General features: G+C 67.4%; 20 protein-coding genes and 1 pseudogene. 15 read left to right on the top strand and 6 right to left on the bottom strand.

Annotation, left to right across the window (positions count from 1 at the left end):
- Window positions 1-159: 159 nt before the first annotated feature.
- Window positions 160-1,428 (top strand): ATP-dependent Clp protease ATP-binding subunit ClpX, encoded by a 1,269-nt coding sequence (gene clpX / locus ACZ0AA_RS05940; RefSeq protein WP_400859807.1) that lies wholly within the window; start codon window positions 160-162, stop codon window positions 1,426-1,428.
- A complete protein-coding gene (locus ACZ0AA_RS05935; protein ID WP_463512396.1) occupies window positions 1,425-1,961 on the top strand; it encodes an NUDIX hydrolase in 537 nt (178 codons plus the stop codon). The genes clpX and ACZ0AA_RS05935 overlap by 4 nt, the downstream gene beginning before the upstream one ends.
- A 23-nt stretch (window positions 1,962-1,984) precedes the next feature.
- On the opposite strand, the gene ACZ0AA_RS05930 is transcribed toward ACZ0AA_RS05935, so the two are convergent.
- Entirely contained in the window at window positions 1,985-4,036 is a 2,052-nt protein-coding gene (locus ACZ0AA_RS05930) for a M3 family metallopeptidase (RefSeq protein WP_463512395.1), read from the bottom strand.
- Window positions 4,037-4,151: 115 nt separating this feature from the next.
- Between ACZ0AA_RS05930 and ACZ0AA_RS05925 the strand changes: the two genes are divergently transcribed.
- Both ACZ0AA_RS05925 and ACZ0AA_RS05920 read left to right on the top strand, forming a co-directional pair.
- Window positions 4,152-4,775 (top strand): ArsR/SmtB family transcription factor, encoded by a 624-nt coding sequence (locus ACZ0AA_RS05925; protein ID WP_463512394.1) that lies wholly within the window; start codon window positions 4,152-4,154, stop codon window positions 4,773-4,775.
- Window positions 4,772-4,990, top strand: coding sequence for a hypothetical protein (locus tag ACZ0AA_RS05920; protein WP_215172920.1), 219 nt, complete (start codon window positions 4,772-4,774; stop codon window positions 4,988-4,990). Before ACZ0AA_RS05925 ends, ACZ0AA_RS05920 begins: the two co-directional genes overlap by 4 nt.
- Before the next feature lie 76 nt (window positions 4,991-5,066).
- Here ACZ0AA_RS05920 and ACZ0AA_RS05915 read toward each other — a convergent pair whose 3' ends face one another.
- Entirely contained in the window at window positions 5,067-5,282 is a 216-nt protein-coding gene (locus tag ACZ0AA_RS05915) for a hypothetical protein (protein ID WP_463512393.1), read from the bottom strand.
- Window positions 5,282-7,876: a valine--tRNA ligase gene (valS, locus tag ACZ0AA_RS05910; protein WP_463512392.1), complete on the bottom strand. Its 2,595-nt coding sequence runs from the start codon at window positions 7,874-7,876 to the stop codon at window positions 5,282-5,284. Before valS ends, ACZ0AA_RS05915 begins: the two co-directional genes overlap by 1 nt.
- 201 nt (window positions 7,877-8,077) lie before the next feature.
- Between valS and ACZ0AA_RS05905 the strand changes: the two genes are divergently transcribed.
- The 5 genes and pseudogenes from ACZ0AA_RS05905 (at window position 8,078) to ACZ0AA_RS05885 (ending at window position 13,045) form a co-directional block, all read left to right on the top strand.
- On the top strand, window positions 8,078-9,688 hold the full coding sequence (locus ACZ0AA_RS05905) for an ABC transporter substrate-binding protein (protein ID WP_463512391.1): 1,611 nt from the start codon (window positions 8,078-8,080) through the stop codon (window positions 9,686-9,688).
- A 102-nt stretch (window positions 9,689-9,790) separates the two neighbouring features.
- Entirely contained in the window at window positions 9,791-10,732 is a 942-nt protein-coding gene (locus ACZ0AA_RS05900; RefSeq protein WP_463512390.1) for an ABC transporter permease, read from the top strand.
- Complete coding sequence (locus ACZ0AA_RS05895; protein ID WP_463512389.1) at window positions 10,729-11,541, top strand: ABC transporter permease; 813 nt, start codon at window positions 10,729-10,731, stop codon at window positions 11,539-11,541. Before ACZ0AA_RS05900 ends, ACZ0AA_RS05895 begins: the two co-directional genes overlap by 4 nt.
- Window positions 11,538-12,739, top strand: a pseudogene (locus ACZ0AA_RS05890) (ATP-binding cassette domain-containing protein); the annotation flags it as partial. The gene ACZ0AA_RS05895 and the pseudogene ACZ0AA_RS05890, both read left to right, overlap by 4 nt.
- A 36-nt stretch (window positions 12,740-12,775) precedes the next feature.
- Window positions 12,776-13,045 (top strand): ABC transporter ATP-binding protein, encoded by a 270-nt coding sequence (locus ACZ0AA_RS05885; protein WP_463513826.1) that lies wholly within the window; start codon window positions 12,776-12,778, stop codon window positions 13,043-13,045.
- Here the strand turns inward: ACZ0AA_RS05885 and ACZ0AA_RS05880 are convergent.
- Window positions 13,035-13,685: a pentapeptide repeat-containing protein gene (locus ACZ0AA_RS05880; protein WP_463512388.1), complete on the bottom strand. Its 651-nt coding sequence runs from the start codon at window positions 13,683-13,685 to the stop codon at window positions 13,035-13,037. The two genes, ACZ0AA_RS05885 and ACZ0AA_RS05880, sit on opposite strands and share 11 nt — an antisense overlap.
- Window positions 13,686-14,033: 348 nt before the next feature.
- On the opposite strand from ACZ0AA_RS05880, the gene ACZ0AA_RS05875 reads away from it, so the two are divergent.
- The 5 genes from ACZ0AA_RS05875 (at window position 14,034) to ndk (ending at window position 20,841) form a co-directional block, all read left to right on the top strand.
- Complete coding sequence (locus ACZ0AA_RS05875) at window positions 14,034-14,855, top strand: endonuclease domain-containing protein (RefSeq protein ID WP_463512387.1); 822 nt, start codon at window positions 14,034-14,036, stop codon at window positions 14,853-14,855.
- 443 nt (window positions 14,856-15,298) lie between these two features.
- Window positions 15,299-18,664: an isoleucine--tRNA ligase gene (gene ileS, locus ACZ0AA_RS05870; protein WP_463512386.1), complete on the top strand. Its 3,366-nt coding sequence runs from the start codon at window positions 15,299-15,301 to the stop codon at window positions 18,662-18,664.
- Window positions 18,661-20,013 carry a bifunctional folylpolyglutamate synthase/dihydrofolate synthase gene (locus ACZ0AA_RS05865; protein ID WP_400859831.1) on the top strand — a complete coding sequence of 451 codons (1,353 nt, stop codon included), beginning with the start codon at window positions 18,661-18,663 and terminating at the stop codon, window positions 20,011-20,013. The genes ileS and ACZ0AA_RS05865 overlap by 4 nt, the downstream gene beginning before the upstream one ends.
- Window positions 20,010-20,423: a DUF4233 domain-containing protein gene (locus tag ACZ0AA_RS05860; protein WP_400859833.1), complete on the top strand. Its 414-nt coding sequence runs from the start codon at window positions 20,010-20,012 to the stop codon at window positions 20,421-20,423. Before ACZ0AA_RS05865 ends, ACZ0AA_RS05860 begins: the two co-directional genes overlap by 4 nt.
- Window position 20,424: 1 nt before the next feature.
- Window positions 20,425-20,841 carry a nucleoside-diphosphate kinase gene (ndk, locus tag ACZ0AA_RS05855; RefSeq protein ID WP_042537730.1) on the top strand — a complete coding sequence of 139 codons (417 nt, stop codon included), beginning with the start codon at window positions 20,425-20,427 and terminating at the stop codon, window positions 20,839-20,841.
- 72 nt (window positions 20,842-20,913) lie between these two features.
- Here ndk and ACZ0AA_RS05850 read toward each other — a convergent pair whose 3' ends face one another.
- Window positions 20,914-21,531 carry a vitamin K epoxide reductase family protein gene (locus ACZ0AA_RS05850; protein ID WP_400859835.1) on the bottom strand — a complete coding sequence of 206 codons (618 nt, stop codon included), beginning with the start codon at window positions 21,529-21,531 and terminating at the stop codon, window positions 20,914-20,916.
- A gap of 281 nt (window positions 21,532-21,812) precedes the next feature.
- Here ACZ0AA_RS05850 and ACZ0AA_RS05845 point away from each other — a divergent pair, with 281 nt between their 5' ends.
- Entirely contained in the window at window positions 21,813-24,416 is a 2,604-nt protein-coding gene (locus tag ACZ0AA_RS05845) for an Rne/Rng family ribonuclease (RefSeq protein WP_463512385.1), read from the top strand.
- On the opposite strand, the gene ACZ0AA_RS05840 is transcribed toward ACZ0AA_RS05845, so the two are convergent.
- Complete coding sequence (locus ACZ0AA_RS05840; protein ID WP_400859838.1) at window positions 24,381-24,647, bottom strand: DUF4031 domain-containing protein; 267 nt, start codon at window positions 24,645-24,647, stop codon at window positions 24,381-24,383. The genes ACZ0AA_RS05845 and ACZ0AA_RS05840 overlap by 36 nt on opposite strands.
- Window positions 24,648-24,826 lie beyond the last annotated feature (179 nt).

Here is a 24,826-nt window from a genome sequence, read left to right as displayed (position 1 = left end):
GAGTACGAGGCCCGTCATCTGCGACAGCAGGTGGCGGGCTTCGCTCTATGCAGGGCGATGCGGACTCGAGATGTACGACGCCGCGCCAATGCGTCCCGGTGTCGGATGCAGCGGTTAGGCTCAGTAGACGATCTCAGGATCCCCCCTAGGAGGACGCGCATGGCCCGTATCGGCGAAAGCGCTGACCTGTTCAAGTGCTCATTCTGCGGAAAGAGCCAGAAGCAGGTGCAGCAGCTCATCGCAGGACCTGGTGTGTACATCTGCGACGAATGCGTCGAGCTGTGCAACGAGATCATCGAAGAGCGGATGGCCGAATCGTCGGCCGACGGCACGGCGGACTTCGAACTCCCCAAGCCGCGCGAGATCTTCTCCTTCCTCGAGGAGTACGTCGTCGGGCAGGAGCCTGCCAAGAAGGCGCTGGCCGTCGCGGTGTACAACCACTACAAGCGGATCCGCGCGCACGGCACCCTCCAGACGGCCGAGCAGAAGGCCGAGAGCGTAGAGATCGCGAAGAGCAACATCCTGCTCATCGGGCCGACCGGCTGCGGCAAGACCTATCTGGCCCAGACCCTCGCGAAGAAGCTCAACGTGCCGTTCGCGGTCGCGGACGCCACGGCGCTCACCGAGGCCGGCTACGTCGGCGAGGATGTCGAGAACATCCTTCTCAAGCTGATCCAGGCCGCCGACTACGACGTCAAGCGCGCCGAGCAGGGCATCATCTACATCGACGAGGTCGACAAGATCGCCCGCAAGGCCGAGAACCCCTCGATCACCCGCGACGTCTCGGGCGAAGGTGTGCAGCAGGCCCTTCTGAAGATCATCGAAGGCACGGTCGCCTCGGTTCCTCCGCAGGGCGGGCGTAAGCATCCCCACCAGGAGTTCCTGCAGATCGACACGTCGAACGTGCTGTTCATCGTCGCGGGCGCTTTCGCCGGCCTCGAGGACATCGTGTCGGCCCGCGTCGGCAAGCACGGCATCGGTTTCGGTGCTCCGTTGCATGACAAGGGCAAAGACCTCGACCTGTTCAGCGAGGTGCTCCCCGAGGACCTGCACAAGTTCGGTCTGATCCCCGAGTTCATCGGTCGTCTTCCCGTGGTGACATCGGTGTCGCCGCTCGACCAGGATGCGCTCATCGACATTCTCACAGGGCCGCGCAATGCGCTCGTCAAGCAGTACCAGCGCATGTTCGAACTCGACGGCGTTCAGCTCGAATTCGAAGAGGGGGCGCTCCGCTCGATCGCCGACCTCGCCGTCGAGCGCAAGACCGGTGCTCGCGGACTCCGCGCGATCCTCGAAGATGTGCTCGGTCCGATCATGTTCGAGATTCCGTCGGCCGACGACGTCGCCAAGGTCATCGTCACTCAGGCCGCCGTCGACGAAGGCGCCCCGCCGACCATCGTGATGGAGCGCAAGCGCAAGAGCGCGTGAGCCCCGCTCCCTCGCCCTGGCGAGTGGTCGGCAGCGAGCTGATTCGCGCCGACCGGTGGATTCGTGTGCGCGCGGACGACTGCCGCGACGAGCGCGGGCGCTCCATCACCCCCTATTACGTGCTCGAGTACGGAGACTGGATCTCGGTGCTCGCGCTGGATTGCGAGGGCCAGGCGATCGTCGTCGAAGAGTATCGGCACGGGGCGGGGATCGTCGCGGTCGGCACGATCGGGGGCGCCGTGGAGGCAGGCGAGACACCGGAGGATGCCGCAGTCAGAGAGCTGCGGGAGGAGACCGGGTACGAGGCCGATGAGATTCTCGACCTCGGCGCCACCTGGGCGAACTTCGGGAACCACACCAATCGGGTGCATCACTTCCTCGCACGGGGCTGCGTACGCGTCGCAGAGCAGTCGCTGGATGACAGCGAGGCGATCACCGTGCACCGAGTGGCTCTCGACGGTCTCGGTGAACATCTCGCGCAGAGCTATCACCAGCTCACCTGGTACAAGGCAATGGAGCACCTCGATCGCTGACCCCGCGCCTCCGGCGGATGAGGTCAGGCTTCGAGGCCGCGGCGCCTCAGCAGGGGGGCGATCTCGGCATCGCGACCGCGGAAGTCGCGATACGCCTCGAGAGGGTTCTTCGAGCCGCCGACGCCCAGCAGGCGGGAACGGAAACGATCGCCGTTCTCGCGCGTGAGTCCGCCGTTCTCGCGGAACCAGTCGACCGTGTCTGCGTCGAGCACCTCGCTCCAGATGTACGAGTAGTAGCCTGCGCTGTATCCGCCGGAGAACACGTGGGCGAAGTAGGTCGACGAGTAGCGTGTCGGCACGACAGGGTCGTCGAGGCCGATGTCTGCGAGGGCGGCGGCCTCGAACGAGGCGACGTCGGTGATCTCGGACTCCGATGTCACCCGGTGCCATGCCTGGTCGAGCCAGGCGGCCGCGAGGTACTCGCTGGTGTCGTGGCCCTGGTTGAACGTCTCCGTCGCACGCAGTCGTTCGACGATCGCGGGGTCGAGCGGCTCTCCCGTGTCGTGGTGCCGCGCGTAGTTGTCGAGCACCTCCGGCCAGAGGATCCACATCTCGTTGACCTGGCTGGGGAACTCGACGAAGTCGCGGAAGACATTGGTTCCCGAGAAGTGCGGGTAGGTGACCACCGCGAACAGGCCGTGCAGTGCGTGGCCGAATTCGTGGAAGAGCGTCGTCACCTCGTCGAGAGTGAGCAGCGTCGGCTCACCGTCCCCGGGCAGCGGGACATTGAGGTTGTTGACCACGACGGGCAGCGTGCCGCGCAGGCGGGACTGGCTCACGATCGGATTCATCCACGCGCCGCCACGCTTCGAGTCGCGGGTATAGAGGTCGAGCACGTACAGACCCAGAGCGCTGCCGTCTGCGTCATGCACCTCGAACACCCGGGCTCCCGGGTGGTAGGCCACGAGGTCGTGCCGCTCGGTGAAGGTCACGCCGTACAGCTGCGTGGCGGCGAAGAACACGCCGTCCTGCAGCACTCGCTCGGCCTCGAACCACGGACGCAGCGCGCTCGTGTCTATGTCGTAGCGAGCAGTGCGCACCTTCTCGGTGTAGTACGCCCAGTCGTGCGCCTCCACCGCGAACGGGTCGCTCTCGGTCTCGTCGACGATGGCCTGGAGCGTCTCGCGTTCGGCGCGGGCGTTGCGTGCTGACGGCGCGGCGAGTTCGCGGAGCATCCGTTCGACGGCCTCCGGGCTGCCGGCGGTCTCGTCTGCCGTGACGTACGCGGCGTGAGAGGGGTAGCCGAGGAGAGCGGCGCGCTCCGAGCGGAGCCGGACGATCTCTCGCAGTACTGGACGGTTGTCGTTCGCATTGTCTCTCGACGCCCGCACGCGGGACGCGTCCATGATGCGACGTCGTGATTCCCGATCGCGCAGCTGCGCAAGGTACGGATGGCCGGTGAACAGCGGCAGCGAGACGACGTACCTGCCCTCGAGGCCGCGGTCGGCGGCGGAGCGGGACGCGGCGGAGAGCTCACCGGTGCTCAGGCCCGCGAGCTCGTCGGGGGAGTCGAACACGACAGCGAGGTCGTTGGTGTCGTTCAGCAGATTGCGCTCGAACGTGTTGTTCAGCGTCGAGAGCCGCTGGTTCAGGGCGGTGAGCCGCGCTTTGGCGTCGTCATCGAGAGCGGCTCCGGCGTGGCTCATCTCGCGGTGGTGACGCTCGACGAGATACCGCTGCTCGTCGTCGAGCTCGAGGTGCTCGAGCTGCGCGTACACCTGCTGGACACGCCAATACAGTGCGCTGTCGAGGGTGATCGCGTCCTGGTGTGCGGCCATCAGGGGCGCGAGCTGTTCGTCGACCTCCTGGATCGCGGGGGTCGCGTCGGCCGAGGCGACGGTATAGAACGCGTGAGCGACGCGATCGAGCATCTCGCCGGACCGTTCGATCGCTTCGATGGTGTTCTCGAATGTGGGCATGGAGCGCACCATGGTGATTCGAGAGATCTCGTGAAGGTGCTCGTCGAACGCCGCCTGGAATGCGGGGAGGTAATGCTCGGGGCTGATGGCCGCGAAGTCGGGAAGTCCGTACGGGAGAGTGGACGGCTGGAGCAGCGGGTTCGAGACGTCGGTCATCTTCCGAGCCTATCCACCGTGCTTCGCGGCACGAGCGACCTCTGCCATGGCGAGCCTCAAGCCGATTGCAAAGAAACTGTTGCAAAGAAGCCTTTGCAACGGTATATTTGCATGCATGACGAAAGACGAGCAGATGCGACGGCTGGATCCGGGTGCCCTCAAGGCGCTCGCGCATCCGCTTCGGGTGCGTATCTTCGATCTGCTCAGCGCTCACGGGCCCCAGACGGCGAGTTCACTGGCTGCGATGCTGGGGGAGACGTCCGGCTCGACGAGCTACCACCTGCGCACCCTCTCGGCGCACGACCTGATCAGAGAGGTCGAGGGTCGTGGCACCGCTCGCGAGCGCTGGTGGGAGCTTCCACAGGGGCGGATCGACATTCCCGGCCCGAGCGAGGCGATGTCGCCGGCGAACCGCGCTGCCGCGCAGATCGTCTCGTCCGAGTTCTTCCGTCTGCGACACGAGACGCTGATGTCGTGGGTGAATCGCCCCGATTCCGATGTTCCCGAGGGGTGGAAGGACACGGGCCTCATCGCCACGACGCTCCTCGAGGTCACGTCGGCGCAGATGGAAGATCTCAAGGCCGAGCTCATGACCGTGGTAGATCGGGCTGTCGAGCGCTACCGGGGTCAGACAGGACCGGATGTGCGCCGAGTGTCGATGCGCACGGAGCTCTTCGACCTTCCCGCATCGGGCCCGGTCCTAGCAGATGCCGCAGACACCAGTGTGGAGGAATCATGACCAGCGCGACCATTCGCCTCGTCGCCCCGACTCAGGTCGAGCGACGACTGCTCGGCCTCGCCGACGTGCTCACCGCCTTCGTGCAGCATCGCATCGAGCGGCGTGCCCGGAAGCGCGAACTCGCACTCGATCTCCTGCGCGAGCAGCAGACGCGTCGCCAGGACCCGCACGCCGTCGATCACATGCTCGCCCAGCTCGGGCTTCCGCGGCGCTGACCCGGACCGTCGGGGACGACGAAGCCCCCTGCCGCAGATGCGGACAGGGGGCTTGCGTGCACGAAAAGTCGCGCAGTCAGTCCTCGAACGGACGGGCGATCACGTCACCCGACCCGGTCTGGACCACTTCCCAGCCCGCGTCGAGCTCTGCGATCGCGCGGCCCTCGAGCCACGTGAGCGTCCAGTGTCCGGAGAGACCTCGCGATTCGACCCCGGCGATCGCCGGACGAAGCGCGGCAGGAACGGATGCCGGCGGCTCGGAGCCGGTGGCCCACCGCGTGCCCAGTTGCATCAGGCGCCCTCGACCGGGGCGAGTTCGATCGCGGTGACCGCGAACTCGTCTCCTACAGCGAGTCCCAGCTCGGCGATGCGCCCGACAGCCGACAGGTCGGCGGCGGCCGCTCGCAGCGCCTCGTACTTCTCGGCAGGAGCGGTGATCATGGCGCTCGCGACCGGGGTCTTCTGCGATGCCTTCGCCTCGGTCTTCGCGCGCCGGATGCTGATCAGAGCCTCGCTGGCCACGGACAGCACCGCGGGGTCGCCCTCGATGCCGAGCGGCTCGGGCCAGGATGCCGTGTGCACCGAGCCCTCCTCGAACCACGACCACACCTCTTCGGTCGCGAACGAGAGGATGGGGGCGAGCAGGCGCAGCAGCGTCGAGAGCGCGAGCCGCAGAGCGAGTGCGGCGGATGCCTGTCCGACGTCGTTCTGGTTGTAGGCGCGCTCTTTCACGAGCTCGAGGTAGTCGTCGCAGAACGTCCAGAAGAACGCCTCGGTGACCTCGAGCGCCTTGGCCTGGTCATAGTTCTCGAACGCCTTCGTCGCCTCGACGACCACGGAGTCGAGAGCGGTCAGCATCGAGGCGTCGAGTGCATGGGTCACCTGCGCGCCCTCTGGCACGGGGAACGACAGCACGAACTTCGCCGCGTTGAGCACCTTGATCGCCAGGCGGCGTCCGATCTTGACCTGGGTCGGGTTCTGCGGGTCGAACGCGGCGTCCATGCCGAGGCGGCTGGAGGCGGCCCAATAGCGCACCGCATCCGATCCGTGGGTCTCGAGGATGTCCGCCGGGGTCACCACGTTGCCCTTGGACTTCGACATCTTCTTGCGGTCGGGGTCGACGATGAAGCCCGAGATAGCGGCGTTGCGCCACGGTGAACGGCCGTCCTCGAGAGTCGAGCGCAGCATGGTCGAGAAGAGCCAGGTGCGGATGATGTCCTGGCCCTGGGGACGCAGGTCGAACGGGGCGGTGAGCTGCCACAGCTCCTCGTCGCGCTGCCATCCGCCGGCCAGCTGCGGCGTGAGCGACGAGGTCGCCCAGGTGTCGAGGATGTCGGCCTCGGCCTCGAATCCACCGGCCACTCCGCGCTGATCCTCGGTGTATCCCGCAGGCACATCGGTCGTCGGATCGATGGGGAGGGTGGCGTGGTCGGGCGCGAGCACGCGGTCGTAGTCGCGGTCGCCGTTCTCGTCGAGTCCGTACCAGAGAGGGATCGGTACACCGAAGAATCGCTGGCGCGACACGAGCCAGTCGCCGGTCAGTCCGCCGACCCAGTTCTCATACCGCACCCGCATGAAGTCCGGGTGCCAGGCCAGCTGCGTGCCGCGCTCGAGCAGCTCGTCACGCAGCTTCGTGTCGCGCGCGCCGTTGCGGATGTACCACTGGCGCGTCGAGACGATCTCGAGAGGGCGGTCGCCCTTCTCGAAGAACTTCACCGCGTGGTTGAACGGCTTGCCGACAGCCGTCATGTCGCCGGTCTCCTGCAGCTTCTCGACGATCGCCTTGCGTGCCGAGAACACGGTCTTGCCGGCGAGCTCGCCGGCATACCAGTCGTTGGCCTCGGTGTTCGCCACGATCGACGGGGCGGTGGGAAGGAAGCGCCCGTCGAGACCGATCGTGGTCATGTTCGGAAGGTGGTCGCCTGCCGCCGTGCGCAGCTCACGCCACCAGATGATGTCGGTCACGTCGCCGAACGTGCAGACCATGGCGGCGCCGGTGCCCTTGTCGGGCTGTGCGAGGTGGTGGCCGTGGATCTCGATCTCGGCGCCGAAGAAGGGGGTGCGCACCTTCGTGCCGATCAGGTGCTTGTGGGGGCCCTCGGGGTGCGTCACGATCGCGATGCAGGCGGGAAGCAGCTCGGGGCGGGTCGTCTCGATCGTGATCGAGCCGGAGCCGTCTGCGAACGGGAAGTCGATGGTGTGATACGCGGCCTGCTGGTCGCGATCTTCGAGTTCCGCCTGCGCGATCGCCGAGCGGAAGTCGATGTCCCACAGCGTCGGAGCGAGCGACTGATAGGCCTCGCCGCGCTCGAGGTTGCGCAGGAACGCGAGCTGGCTCTGGCGGATCGTGTCATCTGAGATCGTGCGGTACGTCTGTGACCAGTCGACCGAGAGGCCGAGCTGGCGGAACAGGGCCTCGAACTGCTTCTCGTCTTCGATCGTCAGGCGCTCGCAGAGCTCGATGAAGTTGCGGCGGCTGATGGGCACCTGGTCGGCGGCGCGGCTGGACTTGTTGTCGCCGCCCTCGAACGGCGGCGTGAAGCCGTCCTGATAGGGGAGCGAGGGATCGCAACGCACGCCGTAGTAGTTCTGCACCCGGCGCTCGGTGGGGAGGCCGTTGTCATCCCAGCCCATCGGGTAGAACACGTTCTTGCCGCGCATGCGCTCGAAGCGAGCCTTGACGTCGGTGTGCGTGTACGAGAACACGTGTCCGATGTGCAGGCTGCCGGATGCGGTCGGCGGGGGAGTGTCGATCGAGTAGACGCCCTCACGGCCTGACTCCGCGGCGCGGATGCGGTCGAACAGGTACGTGCCCTGTGCGGACCAGCTCTCACCCCACTTCGCTTCGAGACCTTCGAGTACGGGCTTGTCGGGAATGGCGGACATGAAGGTTCTCCTCGAGCGATGTATGCGGCACTGTGTGAGCGTGCCTGAGTGTGGATTGTGTCCCACAGTCTAATCGCCCTCGCGGGGGAGCACGCGGCGCGGGCCGCAGAGCCCATTGCCACCACGGAGGATCTAGAATTGGATCGAGTCCAAGAACTGATGCATCCGCGTCGTCTTCCGCATTCCCTCCCGAGGAACAGCATGCCTATCTCCTTCCTGCGCCGCGCCATCCCGCTCGGTGCGACCGTCGCCGTGAGCGCACTCCTGCTCAGCTCCTGCGCTGCACCGTCATCCGAGTCCGACGGCGGTGAGCTCGTCTGGTCGATCGAAGGTGCGAACCTCTCGGCGGGGCACATGGATCCGCAGGTGAGCCAGCTCGACGTCTCGGGCATGGTGCAGCGCGCCGTGCTCGACTCGCTGGTGTTCCAGGAGAACGACGGCTCCTTCACCGCGTGGCTGGCGAAGGACTGGTCCGTCTCGGACGACAGCACCGAATACACCTTCATCCTGCGCGACGACGTGACGTTCTCCGACGGCGAACCGTTCGACGCCGAAGCTGTCAAGGCGAACTTCGATCGCATCGTCGACCCTGAGACGGAGTCCGCGCAGGCCGCGAGCATGATGGGGGCCGACTTCTACGAGGGCACTGAGGTCGTCGACGAGCACACGGTGAAGGTGAGCTTCACTCAGCCGTATGCGCCGTTCCTTCAGGCGGCGAGCACGCCACAGCTCGGCTTCTACTCACCGGCCGTACTTGCCGAGTCCGCCGATCAGCTGAAGGCCGGAGGCCCCGACGTCACCGTCGGCACCGGTCCGTTCGTGCTCACCGAGTACACGCCAGACCAGGAGCTCGTGTACACCCGCAACGACGACTACGCCTGGGGGCCGCACGGCGAAGACGCACCGAAGGTCGAGACGCTGCGCGTCGAGATCCAGCCGGAGGCCTCCGTGCGCACGGGCGTGGTGCAGAGCGGCGAGGCGGATCTCGCGAGCAACATCCCGCCGAACCTCGCCGGAGACCTCGGAGACGGCATCACCGTCGACTCGATCGAGTACCCCGGTCTGCCGTACTCGCTGTACCTCAACGAGAAGTACGGCGTCTTCGCCGATGAGAAGGTCCGTCAGGCCTTCGCTCTCGGCATCGACGTGGACGCGGCAGTCGAGGAGATCTTCTTCGGACAGTTCCCGCGGGCCTGGAGTGTGCTCGGTTCGACCACTCCCGGGTACGACGCCTCCCTGGAGGACGCTCGTCCGTTCGACCCGGATGCGGCGAACGCGCTCCTCGACGAGGCCGGGTGGACGGAGCGCGACTCCGACGGCATCCGTATGAAGGAGGGCCAGCGTCTGTCCGCCCGCTGGATCGCGTGGACCCCGGTTCCCGACGATCGCGCGGCTCTGGCGAACGCGATCCAGTCGGACCTCAAGACGATCGGCTTCGAGGTCGTGCGCGAGACGCTCGAGCCCGGCGCGTACAACGAGCAGTACGGACCGAAGACCTTCGACCTGACCGACTGGGGATTCTCCGGCGTCGATCCCGACTTCCTGCGTGCGCACCTGCACACCGAGGGGTTCCAGAACGCCTCGCAGGTCTCCGACCCGGAGATCGATGCGCTGCTCGAGCAGGCGGTCGCGTCGAACGATCAGGATCAGCGCGATGACATCTACACGCAGCTGCAGGAGTGGAACGCCGACTACACGGCGATCGTGCCGCTCTACAGCCCATCGGCGATCACGGCCGTCGGGGAGCGGGTGGACGGGCTCGCCTACGACCTCTACGGTCGCCCGCTGTTCTACGACGTGAGCGTCGGCTGACGCCCGAATCGTCGAGCGCCCCTCCCGCGAGCACTGCGATATCTTCATGAGCGCGCGCCGTGAGCCGAGGGGCGCTCAGGATCCGTCGAGAGGGCGTCCACGGTGAAGGCAGCGCTTCTCAGGGTCGCCGGACTCGCGGCATCCGTCGTCATCGTCCTCTGGGGGGCGGCGACGTTGGTGTTCCTCGCGTTCCGGGTGATCCCGGGGGATCCGGTCTCGGTCATGCTCGGACCGCAGGCGCAGGTGAGCGATGAGGTCAAAGACGGCATCCGCGCGGAACTGGGGCTCGATCGTCCTCCGCTCGAGCAGTACGTCACGTTCATCGGGCAGCTCGCTCGGGGTGACCTCGGCGAGTCCTATCAGCTGCGGATGCCGGTGACCGAGGCCATCGGACGCCAACTCGGTTCCACGCTGCAGCTCGCCGCGCTGGCGCTGCTCGTCGCAGTGGTGCTGGCTCTGGCCATCGCGCTGCTCGTGAGAGGGCGCACCGGGCGCACCGTCGCCGCGGCCGTCGAACTCGTCATCCTCTCGTCTCCCGTCTTCTGGATCGGCCTGATCCTGCTCAGCGTCTTCGCGTTCGGACTCGGCTGGTTCCCGGTGTCCGGCGCGCGCAATCCCGCGACGATCGTGCTCCCGGCGATCACCCTCGCGCTGCCGGTGGCCGCCCTGCTCAGTCAGGTGCTGCGCGACGGACTCGTGCAGGCGGAACGGATGCCGTTCGCCGAGACGGTTCGTGCGCGGGGTGCGAGCCCGTCGTGGTTCACCCTGCGGCACGGCCTCCGACACGGCGCAGCCAATGCGGTGACTCTCGCCGCCTACCTGACCGGATCGGTGCTCGGCGGAGCCGTGCTCGTCGAGACCGTCTTCGCCAGGGCAGGCCTCGGGCGGGTCACCCTCGCGGCCATCACCAACCGCGATCTCCCCGTGATCACGGGGATCATCCTGCTCAGCGCCATCGTGTTCGTGATCGTGAACCTCATGATCGAGCTCCTGCATCCGCTCATCGATCCGCGTCTGCGCACGGAACGCGGGGGTGTGCGATGAAGCGTGCGCAGGTCGTGCTGCTCTGGTGCGCGGTGGCCGTGCTGCTGACACTCGCGTTCGCTGCGGCCTTCCCCGGAGCTCTCGCCACGCACGACCCGCTCCAGACGGATGTGCGTGCGTCGCTGCTGCCGCCGAGTGCCGAGCACCTGTTCGGCACGGATCAGAGCGGCCGAGACGTGTACTCGCGGGTGGTCTACGGAGCCGGGCGCTCGATCGGCATCGGAGTGCTCGCCACCGGCGTCGCCCTCGCTGGCGGACTCCTCGTCGGAGCCGTGGCCGGGCTCTCGCCACGAGGCGTCGACGCCGCGCTCATGCGTGTGAACGACGTGCTGATGGCGTTCCCCGAGTTCCTGGTCGCGCTCGTGGTGGTGGCGGTGCTCGGGCCAGGCCCGGTGAACATCGCGATCGCCGTCACCCTCGCGGCGGTTCCCGTCTACATCCGCCTCGCGCGCGTGCAGACGCGCACATTGCGCGGCGCAGAGCATGTCGAAGCCGCCCGCATCCTCGGAGTTCGCCCGGTTCCTGCCTTCGTGAGGCACGTCGTGCCGGGAGTGCTCGGCTCGCTGAGCGTGCTCGCGACGATCGGCATCGGATCGAGCATCCTCGCAGCAGCCGGGCTCAGCTTCCTCGGCCTCGGTCCCTCGGAGCCGACGCCCGAGTGGGGGCTGATGCTCGCCGGCGGGCGCAACGTGCTGGGCCAGGCCTGGTGGATCGCCGTGTTCCCCGGCATCGCGATCACCGTGACCGTGATCGCAGCGACGGTCGTCGGCCGGCTCCTGCGTGCCAGGGCAGACGGAGTGGCCCCATGACCGCGGCGCTGGAAATCGAGGGTCTGCGCATCGACTTCGGGGGGACGCCCGTGGTCGACGGGGTGTCGCTGTCGGTCGCACGAGGGGAATGCGTGGCGATCGTCGGAGAGTCGGGAGCCGGCAAGACACTCACAGCCAGGGCACTGCTCGGGCTCGCCCCACAGGGCGCGCGCGTCGCATTCGAGAGGCTCGTCATCGACGGGACGGACGCGGCCCGTCTCGGGGAGCGCGGATGGCGGGCGCTGCGCGGAGCCCGCATCGGGCTCGTGTCGCAGGACGCGCTGGTGTCTCTCGACCCGCTGCAGCAGGTGGGATCGGAGATCGCCGAGCCGCTTCGTCTGCACAGGATCGCGTCAGGGCGGGCCGCGCTCGAGGAACGGGTGCAGGACCTGCTGCACCGCGTGTGGATGCCTGATGCCGCGCGACGGGCACGGCAGTACCCGCATCAGCTCTCCGGGGGGCTGAGACAGCGGGCGCTGATCGCGTCGGCCATCGCCGCAGGGCCGGCAGTCCTCGTCGCCGACGAGCCGACCACCGCCCTGGACGCGACCGTGCAGGCGCGGATTCTCGGGCTGCTGCGAGAGATCGCCGACGCCGGCACCGCCATCGTGTTCATCAGTCACGACTTCGCCGCCGTCCGGCGGATCGCGGATCGGGTGCTGGTGATGCGCAACGGCATCGTCGTCGAGTCGGGGCCCGTCGATGAGGTGCTCGAGAAGCCACGGCACGAATACACCCGGCAGCTCATCGACGCGACGATCCACGAGCCGCGTGCAGAGCAGGACGGAGCCGCCGCGACGGTGCTCGTCGCCGCCGGGGTCACGAAGGCCTTCGGCGATCTCGTCGCGGTGCAGGACGCGTCGTTCGCCGTGTCGGCGGGCCGTACTCTCGGAATCGTCGGGGAGTCCGGATCCGGCAAGACGACTCTCGCCCGCATGATCGTGGGCGTGGAGAATGCGGATGACGGCGCGCTGCGGTGGATCGGTGAACACCGGGTGCAGCTCGTGCCCCAGAACCCTCTCGGTGCCTTCGACCCGCGCTGGACGATCGGGAGATCGCTGCGGGAGGCGCTCGCCGCCGGGGGTGTACCTCGCCAGCAGCGCGCAGGCCGAGTATCGGCTCTCCTCGCGGAAGTCGATCTCGATCCCGTGCTCGCGAGCCGTCGACCGATCGCCCTGTCCGGGGGCAGCGCCAGCGCGCGGCGATCGCTCGGGCGCTCGCCGCCGACCCCGAGGTGCTGGTCCTCGACGAGCCGGTGTCGGCTCTGGATCCCTCGGTGCGCGAGAAGGTGCTGCAGCTGCTGCTGCGCCTCCAGCGTGAACGCGAGCTGACGATGATCTTCGTGTCGCACGACCTGGATGTCGTCGGCGCAGTGGCTGACGAGGTGCTCGTGATGCAGGATGGCGTCATCGTCGAGCAGGGCGCGGTCGGCGACGTGTTCGCTGCACCGCAGCATCCGTTCACCCGCGAGCTCCTCGAGGCGAACCGGCCCGTCAGTCCGTGACCTGGATGCCGATGCCTGCGGCGAGCAGCGGCGCGAGCTGCTGCACCTGGAACCCTGTGAGCGTCGTGCCTCGCAGGCTGTTCGCGTCGAGGAACGCCGCGGCGTCGAGTCCTCGGAGGTCGACGTGCGTGGCGCGCATGCCTCGTGAGTCCACCTCATCGGACCGAGTGCCGGTGAAACGGACCCGAGCGAGTTCCGCCTGAGGCATGTCGAGTGTGCGAATGCCGCAGTCACGGATCTCGACGTCGCTGGCCTTCGCCGCCCCGAGATTGAGATAGTCGATCCGCACATCACCGAGCAGGAGCTCGTCGATGCGTGAGGTGCTCAGATCGAGTGTGCCGATGCGACCCCCGCTGATGCGCAGGCGGCGAATGCTCGCATCCCGCATCTTCAGTGACGCGATCCGGACGCCGACGAGATCGACGTCGATGAGCGTGGCGCCGGTCAGGTCGACGCTGTCGGCGTCGGCGGTGATCGTGCACTGCTCGAGCGCGGCATGGGCGAGGTCGACCGTGCCGTCGAGATCGAGGCTCGCAGCGATCAGATCCACGCTGCGACGTGCTGCAGCGGGCGTGAAGACCCGCGGAAGGTCGGGCGGCGAGACGCGGGGAGCCACGGGGGACTCGGGGGAGCGGGCCATGCTCCGAGGGTACGGGGTGGGTGCGACACTCCCTGCCCCGGCCGCGCCTGCCCCTGCCCCGGCCCCGGCCCCCTGCCCCTGCCACGGCCGCTCCTGCCCGGCCAAATTCACCTCACTCGGCCCGTTGCGCGGAATCGGACCGAGTGAGGTGAATTCGGCCGAGCGAGAGTGGGAGCACGAGCGTGGGGTGAGCGAGCTACGGACGTGCCACCCGTTGCCCGTCGGGGACGCCTCGACCGCTCCTGCACGGAACACCCCGGGACACCGTTGTCCACATAAGCCTGGAACCGGGGGCGACGCGCAACCGGTACGTCCCAGACTGGCTGGGTGCGGAGAACGTCAGAGGACTTGCTTGAGACGATGATGGAGCTCGGCGGCGTCGTGCGTGTCACTGTTATCGACGAGCGCGGATTTGCTCGGAGCCTGGTCGCTTCGGCGGTCGAACGCGGTGTGCTGATCCGGCCGCGACGAGGATGGCTCGCGGTGCCTTCCGCCGACGGGATGCTGATCAGTGCCGCGCGCCGAGGCGTCGTGCTGACCTGTCGTACTCAAGCCGCTCGACTCGACCTCTGGCTGCACGACCATTCGGGCGAGCCGCACGTCGCTGTCGGACCGAACGCCGCGGGGAGGCGGCGTTTAGACGCACAGGTGCACTGGGGAAGTCCGATCGTGCAGCGTCATCCGGATGTGCTTGTCGATCCGATCGAGAATGTGCTGGCGTACATCGCCGAGTGCGAGCCCTTCGAGCGGGCGCTCGCAACCTGGGAGTCAGCGCTCAACAAGTCACTCGTCACGATGGAAGCTCTGCGTGGATACTCGTGGAAGCCAGCGGCGCGGCGGATTCTCGTTCGGGCGACTCCTTTCGCCGACGCGGGGCTGGAGACCTACTTTCGCGTGCGGCTGCGGTGGTTGAGAGAGCCGATCCGCGTGCAGATCTGGATCGAGGGTCACCGCGTCGACACGCTGATCGGCGACCGATTCGTCGTACAGATCGACGGAGCCCACCACGTCGGTGCGCAGCGATCCGCAGACATCCGGCACGATGCCGAACTGCGACTGATGGGGTATCACGTGATGCGCGTGTCGTACACGGACGTCATGTTCGATTGGCACATCGTGCAGGACCTGATCATGCGCGCGGTAGCGCAGGGACTGCACCGCTCGGCGTGAGCGACCCGCCACCCACCCAGCTATCCACCCACCCAACTATCCCGCCACCCACCCAAGCACTTCGCTCCGTCGGACAGATGGTCTTGCCTCGGCCGAATTTCCGCAGTCTGGCCGACGGACGTGCATTCGGCCGACACAGGCGCGGGCCCCGGAGACATACCGGACCTCGGAAGCGCATACGGTCCTCGGAAGCGCACGCCCCGCACCGCGCGTACAATGGATGCCAAGAGCATCGATCCGGACATCACCGGGGAGCTCTCGGAAGAACGGTCGGTCTCGCAGAGTCCGACTCAGTAGAACCGAGCGGGGCAGGCCCGTCACAGCCGCAGTGAGAGTGGCTCCGCCGTGAGGCGCAGCACGCGAGGTGGTACCGCGGTTCCCGGGATGACATTCCCGACGGATCGTCCTCGCAGCAGCATCCGCCACGACTCCTGCGAGACGACATGACCTATCCGCGTTCCTCCTTCGGCCCCGCCGCCGACCAGGCTGCCTCCGTCGCCCCGAGCCCTCGGTTCCCTCAGATCGAGCGCGACGTGCTCGACTTCTGGGAGACCGACCAGACCTTCCGTGCGTCGATCGAGCAGCGCGAGGGCAACGACGAGTGGGTCTTCTATGACGGCCCGCCGTTCGCCAACGGACTGCCGCACTACGGGCACCTGCTCACCGGGTACGCCAAGGATGTGTTCCCGCGCTTCCAGACCATGATCGGAAAGAAGGTCGATCGTGTCTTCGGCTGGGACACCCACGGTCTGCCCGCCGAGCTCGAGGCCATGAAGCAGCTGGGCATCACCGAGAAGAGCGAGATCGAGGCCATGGGCATCGACGTCTTCAACGCGAAGGCGAAGGACTCGGTGCTCAAGTACACGCACGAGTGGCAGGACTACGTCACGCGTCAGGCCCGCTGGGTCGACTTCGAGCGCGGATACAAGACCCTCGACCTCGGCTACATGGAGAGCGTGCTCTGGGCGTTCAAGACGCTGTTCGACAAGGGCCTCGCCTATGAGGGATACCGGGTGCTGCCGTACTGCTGGCGCGACGAGACCCCGCTGTCTGCGCACGAGCTGCGCATGGACGACGACGTGTACCAGAACCGACAGGACCCGTCGGTCACCGTGACCTTCCCCCTGACCGGGGCGAAGGCGGAAGCCCTCGGACTCACCGCCGTGCGCGCACTGGCCTGGACCACCACGCCGTGGACGCTTCCCACCAACCTCGCGCTCGCCGTCGGACCCGACATCGAGTACGTCGTGCTCCCGGCCGGCCCCGGCGGTGCGGCCGACGTGCACCAGATCGCCGGAACGACGGATGCAGCCGTCGAGGCCTCCGCCCACCGCTACCTCCTCGCCCGCGAGCTGCTCGGCGGCTACGTGAAGGACCTCGGCTACGAGAGCCTCGACGACGCGCTCGCCGCAGTCGACGCGACCGTGCGTGGAGCCGAGCTCGAAGACGTCACCTACGACCGCCTCTTCGACTACTACGCCGACGCCGAGACCTACGGCACCGAGAACGCCTGGCGCATCCTGGTCGACGACTACGTCACGGTCAGCGACGGCACCGGCATCGTCCACCAGGCGCCCGCCTATGGTGAGGACGACCAGCGGGTCGCCGGCGCCGCCGGCATCCCGACGATCCTGTCGCTCGACGACGGCGGACGATTCCTGCCGAACGTGACCGACGTCGCCGGCCAGCTCTGGATGGATGCGAACACGCCGCTCATCCGTCTGCTGCGCTCCGAGGGGCGTCTGCTGCGCGAGCAGAGCTACGTGCACTCGTACCCGCACTGCTGGCGCTGCCGCAACCCTCTGATCTACAAGGCCGTGTCGAGCTGGTTCATCCGCGTCACCGACATCAAGGACGACCTGCTCGCGAACAACGAGCAGATCACCTGGGTGCCCGAGAACGTCAAGCACGGCCAGTTCGGCAAATGGCTCGAGGGTGCGCGCGACTGGTCGATCAGCCGCAACCGCTACTGGGGCTCGCCGATCCCGATCTGGAAGAGCGACGACCCCGAGTACCCGCGCGTCGACGCTTACGGCTCCCTGGAAGAGATGGAGCGCGACTTCGGCACGCTCCCGCGCAACCCCGAGGGCGAGATCGACCTGCACCGCCCGTACATCGACGACCTCACACGTCCGAATCCTGACGACCCGACCGGCAAGAGCACCATGCGCCGCATCGAGGACGTCTTCGACGTGTGGTTCGACTCGGGCTCCATGCCGTACGCGCAGGTGCACTACCCGTTCGAGAACCAGGAGTGGTTCGACACGCACGCACCCGCCGACTTCATCGTCGAGTACATCGGGCAGACGCGTGGCTGGTTCTACGTGATGCACGTGCTGTCGACCGCGCTCTTCGATCGTCCGGCGTTCACCGGCGTCAGCTGCCACGGCATCGTGCTGGGCAACGACGGATACAAGATGTCGAAGTCGCTGCGCAACTATCCCGACGTCTCCGAAGTCCTCGACCGCGACGGCTCCGACGCGATGCGCTGGTTCCTCATGTCGAGCTCGGTGCTGCGCGGCGGCAACCTCGCGGTCACCGAGGAGGGCATCCGCTCCGGCGTCCGCGAGTTCCTGCTCCCGCTGTGGAACTCGTGGTACTTCTTCGCGACGTATGCGAATGCGGCGAAGCCCGGGGGCTACGAGGCGAGCTGGCGCACCGATTCCACGGACGTGCTCGACCGCTACATCCTGGCCCGTCTGGGCGACCTCGTGCGCGATGTGCGCGCTGACCTCGAAGGACTCGACTCCACCACGGCCTCGGCTCGTCTGCGCGACTTCGCGGAGGTGCTCACCAACTGGTACATCCGCCGGTCACGCGATCGGTTCTGGGAGGGCACGAGCACCGACGCGTTCGACACGCTCTACACGGTGCTCGAGACGCTCACGCGCGTCGCGGCTCCGCTGGTGCCGCTCATCAGCGAGCGCGTCTGGCAGGGCCTGACCGGCGGACGCAGCGTGCACCTGCAGGACTGGCCCGACGAGACAGCATTCCCCGCGGCCGACGAGATCCGCGACGCGATGGATGCCGTGCGCGAGCTGTCGAGCGTCGGCAACGCACTGCGCAAGAAGGAGAAGCTGCGCGTGCGCCTGCCGCTCGCGCGCCTCACGGTCGTGTCGCCGCTGGCTGCGACGCTCGGTCAGTTCGAAGACATCCTCCGTGAGGAGCTCAACGTCAAGTCGGTCGAGCTCGTCGAGGCGACGGAGAACACCGCCGCCGACTACGGAATCGATCATCGCCTCAGCGTGAACGCTCGCGCAGCGGGCCCCCGTCTGGGCAAGGACGTGCAGAAGGCCATTCAGGGCGCGCGGAACGGGGATTGGTCCGAGGTCGACGGTGTCGTGACGGCCGGGGGCATCTCACTCGAGCCGAGCGAGTACGACCTCGTGCTCGAGACCACCGGCCGACCGGAGGGTGAGGCACTCGCGATCGTCCCGAGCGGCGGATTCGTGCTGCTCGACACGCAGACGACCCCCGAACTCGAGGCCGAGGGGCTTGCGCGCGACGCCATCCGCGTCGTGCAGGAGGCCCGCAAGAACGCGGATCTCGACGTGAGCGACCGCATCGTGCTCGCGCTCAACGTGAGCCCCGACGACGCCGAGGCGCTGCAGGCGCACGCGGACCTGATCGCGGGGGAGACCCTGGCGGTCGCCTTCGCTGTGCAGGCCACCGACGAGATGAGCACGCTCGTGCAGGACGTCACCAGTCCGGGAGACGGCGTCTTCCGCAGCGGGGCGACCGCGCTGGGCGCCGACAAGCGTCCGATCATCGTCACGATCGACGTCACGACGAAGGAGCCCGCCGCATGAGTGCCCGTGACAAGGCCGACGCCGTCTACGACAAGCTGCTGAGCCGCGCGGGGGAGCGCTGGGTGCAGCCCCGCAAGGAGCGCACCGCGCGCATCCTCACGTACCTCGACGACCCGCAGCGCACCTATCGCGTCGTGCACATCACGGGCACGAATGGGAAGACGTCGACCGCACGGATGATCGAGACGCTGCTGCGCGCCCACGGTCTGCGCACGGGACTCTTCACCAGCCCGCACCTCGAGCGGTTCACCGAGCGCATCATGATCGACGGTGAGCCGATCGACGATGCGGCGATCGTCGACGCCTGGAACGAGATCGAGCCCTTCGTCGAGATCGCCGACGCGGAGCTCGAGGCCTCAGGCGAAGAACCGCTGACCTTCTTCGAACTGCTCACGGTGCTCGCTTTCGTGGCCGTGGCCGACGCTCCTGTGGACGTACTCGTGCTCGAGGTGGGCATGGGGGGCGAGTGGGACTCGACGAACACGGCAGACGGCGATGTGGCGGTCTTCGCGCCCATCGACATCGACCACGCGGATCGTCTCGGTGGCACGATCGCCGAGATCGCGAAGGTCAAGGCAGGGATCATCAAAGAGGGCGCGGCCGTCGTCTCGGCGCAGCAGCCCGCGGAGGCCGCGGACGTACTGCGCCGTGTCGCGGCCGAGAAGAACGCCACGATCGCGTTCGAGGGCGAGGAGTTCGGACTCGCCGACCAGAAGCTCGCGGTCGGCGGACAGCTGCTCACCATCCGCGGACTCGCAGGTGCCTACGTCGAGGAGTACCTGCCCCAGTACGGCGCGCACCAGGGTCACAACGCGGCCCTCGCCGTCGCCGCGGTGGAGTCGCTCATCGGAGGCGCCGAGCAGCCCATCGCAGCCGACATCATCTCGGAGGGGCTCCAGGGCGCGACGTCTCCCGGACGCCTCCAGCTGCTGGGGATCGCGCCGACGGTGATCGTGGATGCCGCGCACAACCCGCACGGGGCTGCAGCGCTCGTGCAGGCGATGGACGACAGCTTCGACTTCGATGAGTGGGGCGTCGTGCTGGGCGTCCTGGCCGACAAGGACGCCGCGGGGATCGTCGCGAAGCTCGCGCCCGCAGCTGCTCACGTCTTCGCCACTGCGCCGGAGTCCGATCGCGCGAGCGACGCGGATCTCATCGCCGACCTCGTCGAGGCGACGGGGCAGCGAGCCACCGTGCACCCGACCCTCGCGGAGGCCGCGGACGCCGCACGCGAGTGGGCGGCGTCCTCCGATCGACGAGCCGTCGTGATCGCGGGATCGGTCGTGCTCGCGGGCGAGGCGATCGCTCTCGCCGAGGCAGAGGACTGGAAGTCCGGGTGGCGCGCATGACCGCCCCCTCCCCGGCTGCTCGCCGTCCGCGTGCGCCCCGCACACTGGTGCAGAAGCTGGCGCCGATCGTGCTCGGATTCGAGTCGATCGTCGTCTTCCTGGCAGGGCTCACGGTCTTCGGGCTGAAGACGCTGCCTGCCGGCATCCCGCAGTGGTGGGGCATCGTCGGGGGTGCGGTCGTCGGACTCGCCTGCATCGCCGTGGCCGGCATGATCACGAAGCCCTGGGCGATCACCGCGGGGTGGATCCTGCAGGTCGTCATCGCACTGGCGGCTATCCTGGTGCCCGCGATCCTGCTCGTCGTCGTGGTTTTCGGCGGCATGTGGGGGTATGCGACGATCATGGGGGCCCGATTGGACGCACGACGTCCAGCCGAGCCCACGACTGAGACTCAGACAGAGAGTGAATGACATGGCCACCGAAGAAACCCTCGTCCTCGTAAAGCCCGACGGTGTCGCCCGCGGCCTCACCGGCACGATCCTGGCGCGCATCGAAGCGAAGGGATACTCCCTCGTCGACATCCGCCTGGTCGAACCCGACCGTGACCTTCTCGCCGAGCACTACGCCGAGCACGAGGGCAAGCCGTTCTACGAGCCGCTCCTGGAGTTCATGCTGTCCGGCCCGTCCGTCGCGATCCGCCTCGCGGGCAATCGCGTGATCGAGGGCTTCCGCTCGCTCGCCGGCACGACCGACCCCACCACCGCCGCTCCCGGCACGATCCGCGGCGATTTCGGTCGCGACTGGGGCCTCAAGGTGCAGCAGAACCTCGTGCACGGCTCGGACAGCCCCGAGTCGGCCGCACGCGAGCTCGGCATCTGGTTCGACTGACCGATCCGCTCACGACGAAGCCCGCCGCACGAGATCGTGCGGCGGGCTTTCGTCTGTTCCGGGATCGGGTGATCAGAAGATGATGCGGGCCATCTCGCCGAGGAAGTCGAGACCCTGCAGCTGAGCCATCATGATGATGACGGCGTAGGCCAGGATGGTCGCGAGCGGAACCCAGACCATGAGCTTGTCTGCGCGCTCGCGCGTCTTCTCATTCCGGGTGAAGGTTCCGTTGCGGGTGAGATGCAGCATCGTCGCGAAGAAGGTCGGGATGGTCACAGCCCAGGTCACCATGCACCACGGGCACAGCACTCCGAGGTTCGATGCATACAGGCTCTGGCCGATCAGCCAGCACACGAGTCCGAATGCGAATGTGATGCCGGCGCCGAATGCAGCCCAGAACCACCGGGGGAAGCGGGCTCCGGCGAGGATCGCGACGCCGATGACCAACGGCGCCATCCATCCGGTCAGTCCGAGCAGCGGGTTGGGGAAGCCGAAGATCTCGCCCTGCCACGACCCCAGGTTCTTGCTGCACTGGATGAATGGGCTGACATCGCAGGCCAGGGCATCGGTCGGGTTCTCGAGAAGGACGAATTTCTCGACCGTGAGCTGGAACGCGGCGAACCAGCCGATGACGCTCGCGATGATCAACCACACGGCATAGACGACGGGGCGGGTGCGCTGCTCGCTCATGTGTGGATTCTCTCAGCGATCGCTATGTATCGGGCGTGAGCGCGCCGGAGAAAACGACTCGGGGTCGCGACGATGCCGCGAACCGGCGCACTTGGTGCGATAATGGCCTGTGATGCATCGCTCGACCCTGTCGTGGCGGGCATCGACGCAGACTTCGGGGCCGTATGCCCTTCGTGATCAGAGCCATGAGCCGGTCGCACACCGAATGAGTTCGCGGCACCTGCGGGTGCCGCATGAGAGTTAGCGGAACACGAAGTGTCCGCGCGAGGAGCAAGCCAGAGATGGCCGATGACAACAATGACTACGACGCCCCTACCCTCGATTTCTCTGCGGATGCTGATGCACCCGCAGAGGTAGTCGCCGACGCTCCGGAGACCGACGGCATGTCCGACGCTCCGGAAGACGGCGCGGGTCCGACCGGCGAGACCTCCTCGACGGAGGAGGCTCCTGCCGAGGATGCTCCGGCCGAGGATGCTCCGGCCGAGGATGCTGCCGCTGCCGAAGATGCTCCGGTCGAGGATGTTCCTGCTGCCGAGGACGTTCCCGCTGCGGATGTTCCTGCTGCCGAGGATGTTCCTGCTGCCGAGGATGCTTCTGCTGCTACCGATGCTCCGGCCGAGGATGCTCCTGCTGCCGAGGACGCTCCTGCTGCCGAGGACGCTCCTTCAGCTCCCGCTGCCGAGGACGCTCCTTCAGCAGACGCGACCGTCGCCGAGTCTGCTCCGGAGAAGCCCGAGGCGTCGAAGCCCCTCACGGCTGTCTCACTGGGTCTCCTTCCCGAGGTCTTCGTCTCGCAGGTCTCGACGCAGCTGCACTTCTACGCACCCGAGGTGCTGCCGCTTCCGGCTCGCCCCGGTCGTGAGCGCGTGTTCGACCGCATCGCCGAGCGCGAGCCGGAAGAGCCGGCCGGTCGCCGTGGCCGTCGCCGTCGCGGCGGTTCAGACGATTTCGAGCCGCGTGATCAGCGCGAGCCGCGCGAGCAGCGTGAGCCGCGTGATCAGCGCGACGAACCGCGTCAGCCCCGCCAGCGCGTCGTCGAGTACATCACCGAGCCCAAGGCGATCAAGGGATCCACGCGCCTCGAGGCGAAGAAGCAGCGCCGTCGCGACGGGCGGGATGCCGGTCGCCGGCGTCCGGTCGTCACCGAGGCCGAGTTCCTCGCGCGTCGGGAGTCGGTCGACCGCAAGATGGTCGTCCGTTCCAAGAACGGCCGGACGCAGATCGGTGTGCTCGAAGACGGTGTGCTCGTCGAGCACTATGTCGCGCGCAACCAGGACGCCTCGCTGATCGGCAATGTCTACCTCGGCCGCGTTCAGAACGTGCTGCCGAGCATGGAGGCCGCGTTCGTCGACATCGGCCGTGGCCGCAACGCGGTGCTCTACTCCGGCGAGGTCGACTGGGACGGCGTCGAGACCGGCAACCAGCCGCGTCGCATCGAGCTCGCTCTCAAGGCCGGCGACCGCGTCCTGGTGCAGGTCACCAAAGATCCGATCGGGCACAAGGGTGCGCGCCTGACCAGCCAGATCTCCCTCCCGGGTCGCTACCTCGTCTACGTGCCCGGCGGATCGATGAACGGCATCAGCCGCAAGCTGCCCGACAACGAGCGCACGCGCCTCAAGCGCATCCTCAAGGAGGTCCTCCCCGAGTCCTCCGGTGTGATCGTCCGCACCGCGGCCGAAGGCGCCACCGAAGACCAGCTGACGCGCGATGTCCAGCGGCTCACCAGCCAGTGGGAGCACATTCGCAAGCAGGTCGAGAGTCAGCAGGCTCCTGCGCTGCTGCACGCCGAGCCCGACCTTCTCGTCAAGATCGTCCGTGACGTCTTCAACGAGGACTTCACCAAGATGCTCATCCAGGGCGAGGAAGCCCAGCGCACGATCCGCGCCTATCTCGAGAGCGTCGCACCCGACCTGCTCGAGCGCGTCGAGTCGTACGAGGACGAGAGCGATCCCTTCGACGTGTTCCGCATCACGGAGCAGATCGAGAAGGCCCTCGACCGCAAGGTCTGGCTGCCTTCGGGTGGCTCGCTGGTCATCGACCGCACCGAGGCCATGACGGTCGTCGACGTCAACACCGGCAAGTTCGTCGGCTCGGGCGGAAACCTCGAGGAGACGGTCACCAAGAACAACCTCGAGGCCGCGGAGGAGATCGTCCGCCAGCTGCGTCTGCGCGACATCGGCGGCATCATCGTCGTCGACTTCATCGACATGGTGCTCGAGTCCAACCGCGACCTCGTGCTGCGGCGCCTGATCGAGTGCCTCAGCCGCGACCGGACGAAGCATCAGGTCGCCGAGGTCACGTCGCTGGGGCTCGTGCAGATGACCCGCAAGAAGCTCGGACTCGGCCTGCTCGAGACGTTCAGCGAGGCGTGCGACGTCTGCGCCGGTCGTGGCGTTATCGTGCACCACGACCCGGTCGTGAAGCACCGCTCCAGCAGCAACGGCAACAGCAACGGCAACTCGCAGTCCAACCGTCGCCAGCGCGGCGGCAACGGGCAGTCGCAGAACTCGGCTCCCGCCGCGGTGACGACGCACAGCATCCCCGAGGGGGCGAAGTCCGCCCTCGCGCAGATCGCCGCCTCGACGCGGGTTCCGAATGCCGATGAGGCGACCGAGGTCGTCGCTCCCGCCGCAGAGGCGACGGAAGCATCTGCCCCTCAGGAACGTGCCAAGAAGCCCCGCAAGAAGCGTGGATCCGACCGCAAGTCGCCCAAGTCGCCGGCCGAAGCGCTGCTCGATTCGGTGCTCGATGCTCTTCCCGAGCCGAAGGCCCCGGGTCAGGGACGCGGTCGTCGCCGTGTGTCGACCGCAGCGCTCACAGGCACCCCCATCTCCGTGAACTCGGAGCCGTCAGCGCCGGTCGCGGGCGGGGATTCGCAGTCCTGAGGCGATCAGTCGCCTGACCAGCTCCTTGCCGCCGACATGCTGTGCGCCGGCGGCGAGGAGCCGGGGGATGAGCTCTTCGGGGACGTCGTAGTGGTCGAGGTCGAAGGCGCGCGCAGGAACGTCGTGCGACTTCGCGAAGGCGTGCAGCTCCTGCAGGTTGTCGTCGCTGACGAGATGAGCCCACAGCCGCCCGTGCGCGGGCCATACGGGGTCATCGACGAGAACGGTCATTCCTTCAGCCTATGACCGGACACACCAGGCGGCGCGTTTTGCCACAGTGTCCTGCATCCGGTAAAGTAGTCCCTTGGTGCGTATGCCGCGTCGTCCTGGACGGTCGAAGCGGAGAGTCTTGCGTTCGTGCCCGTCGCCCTGCGTCGCATGCAAGCAACAGTCTTCCCGTGAGATATCGG

The organism is Microbacterium sp. AC035 (assembly GCF_979258485.1).
This window is presented reverse-complemented; position numbering and strand designations above follow the sequence as displayed.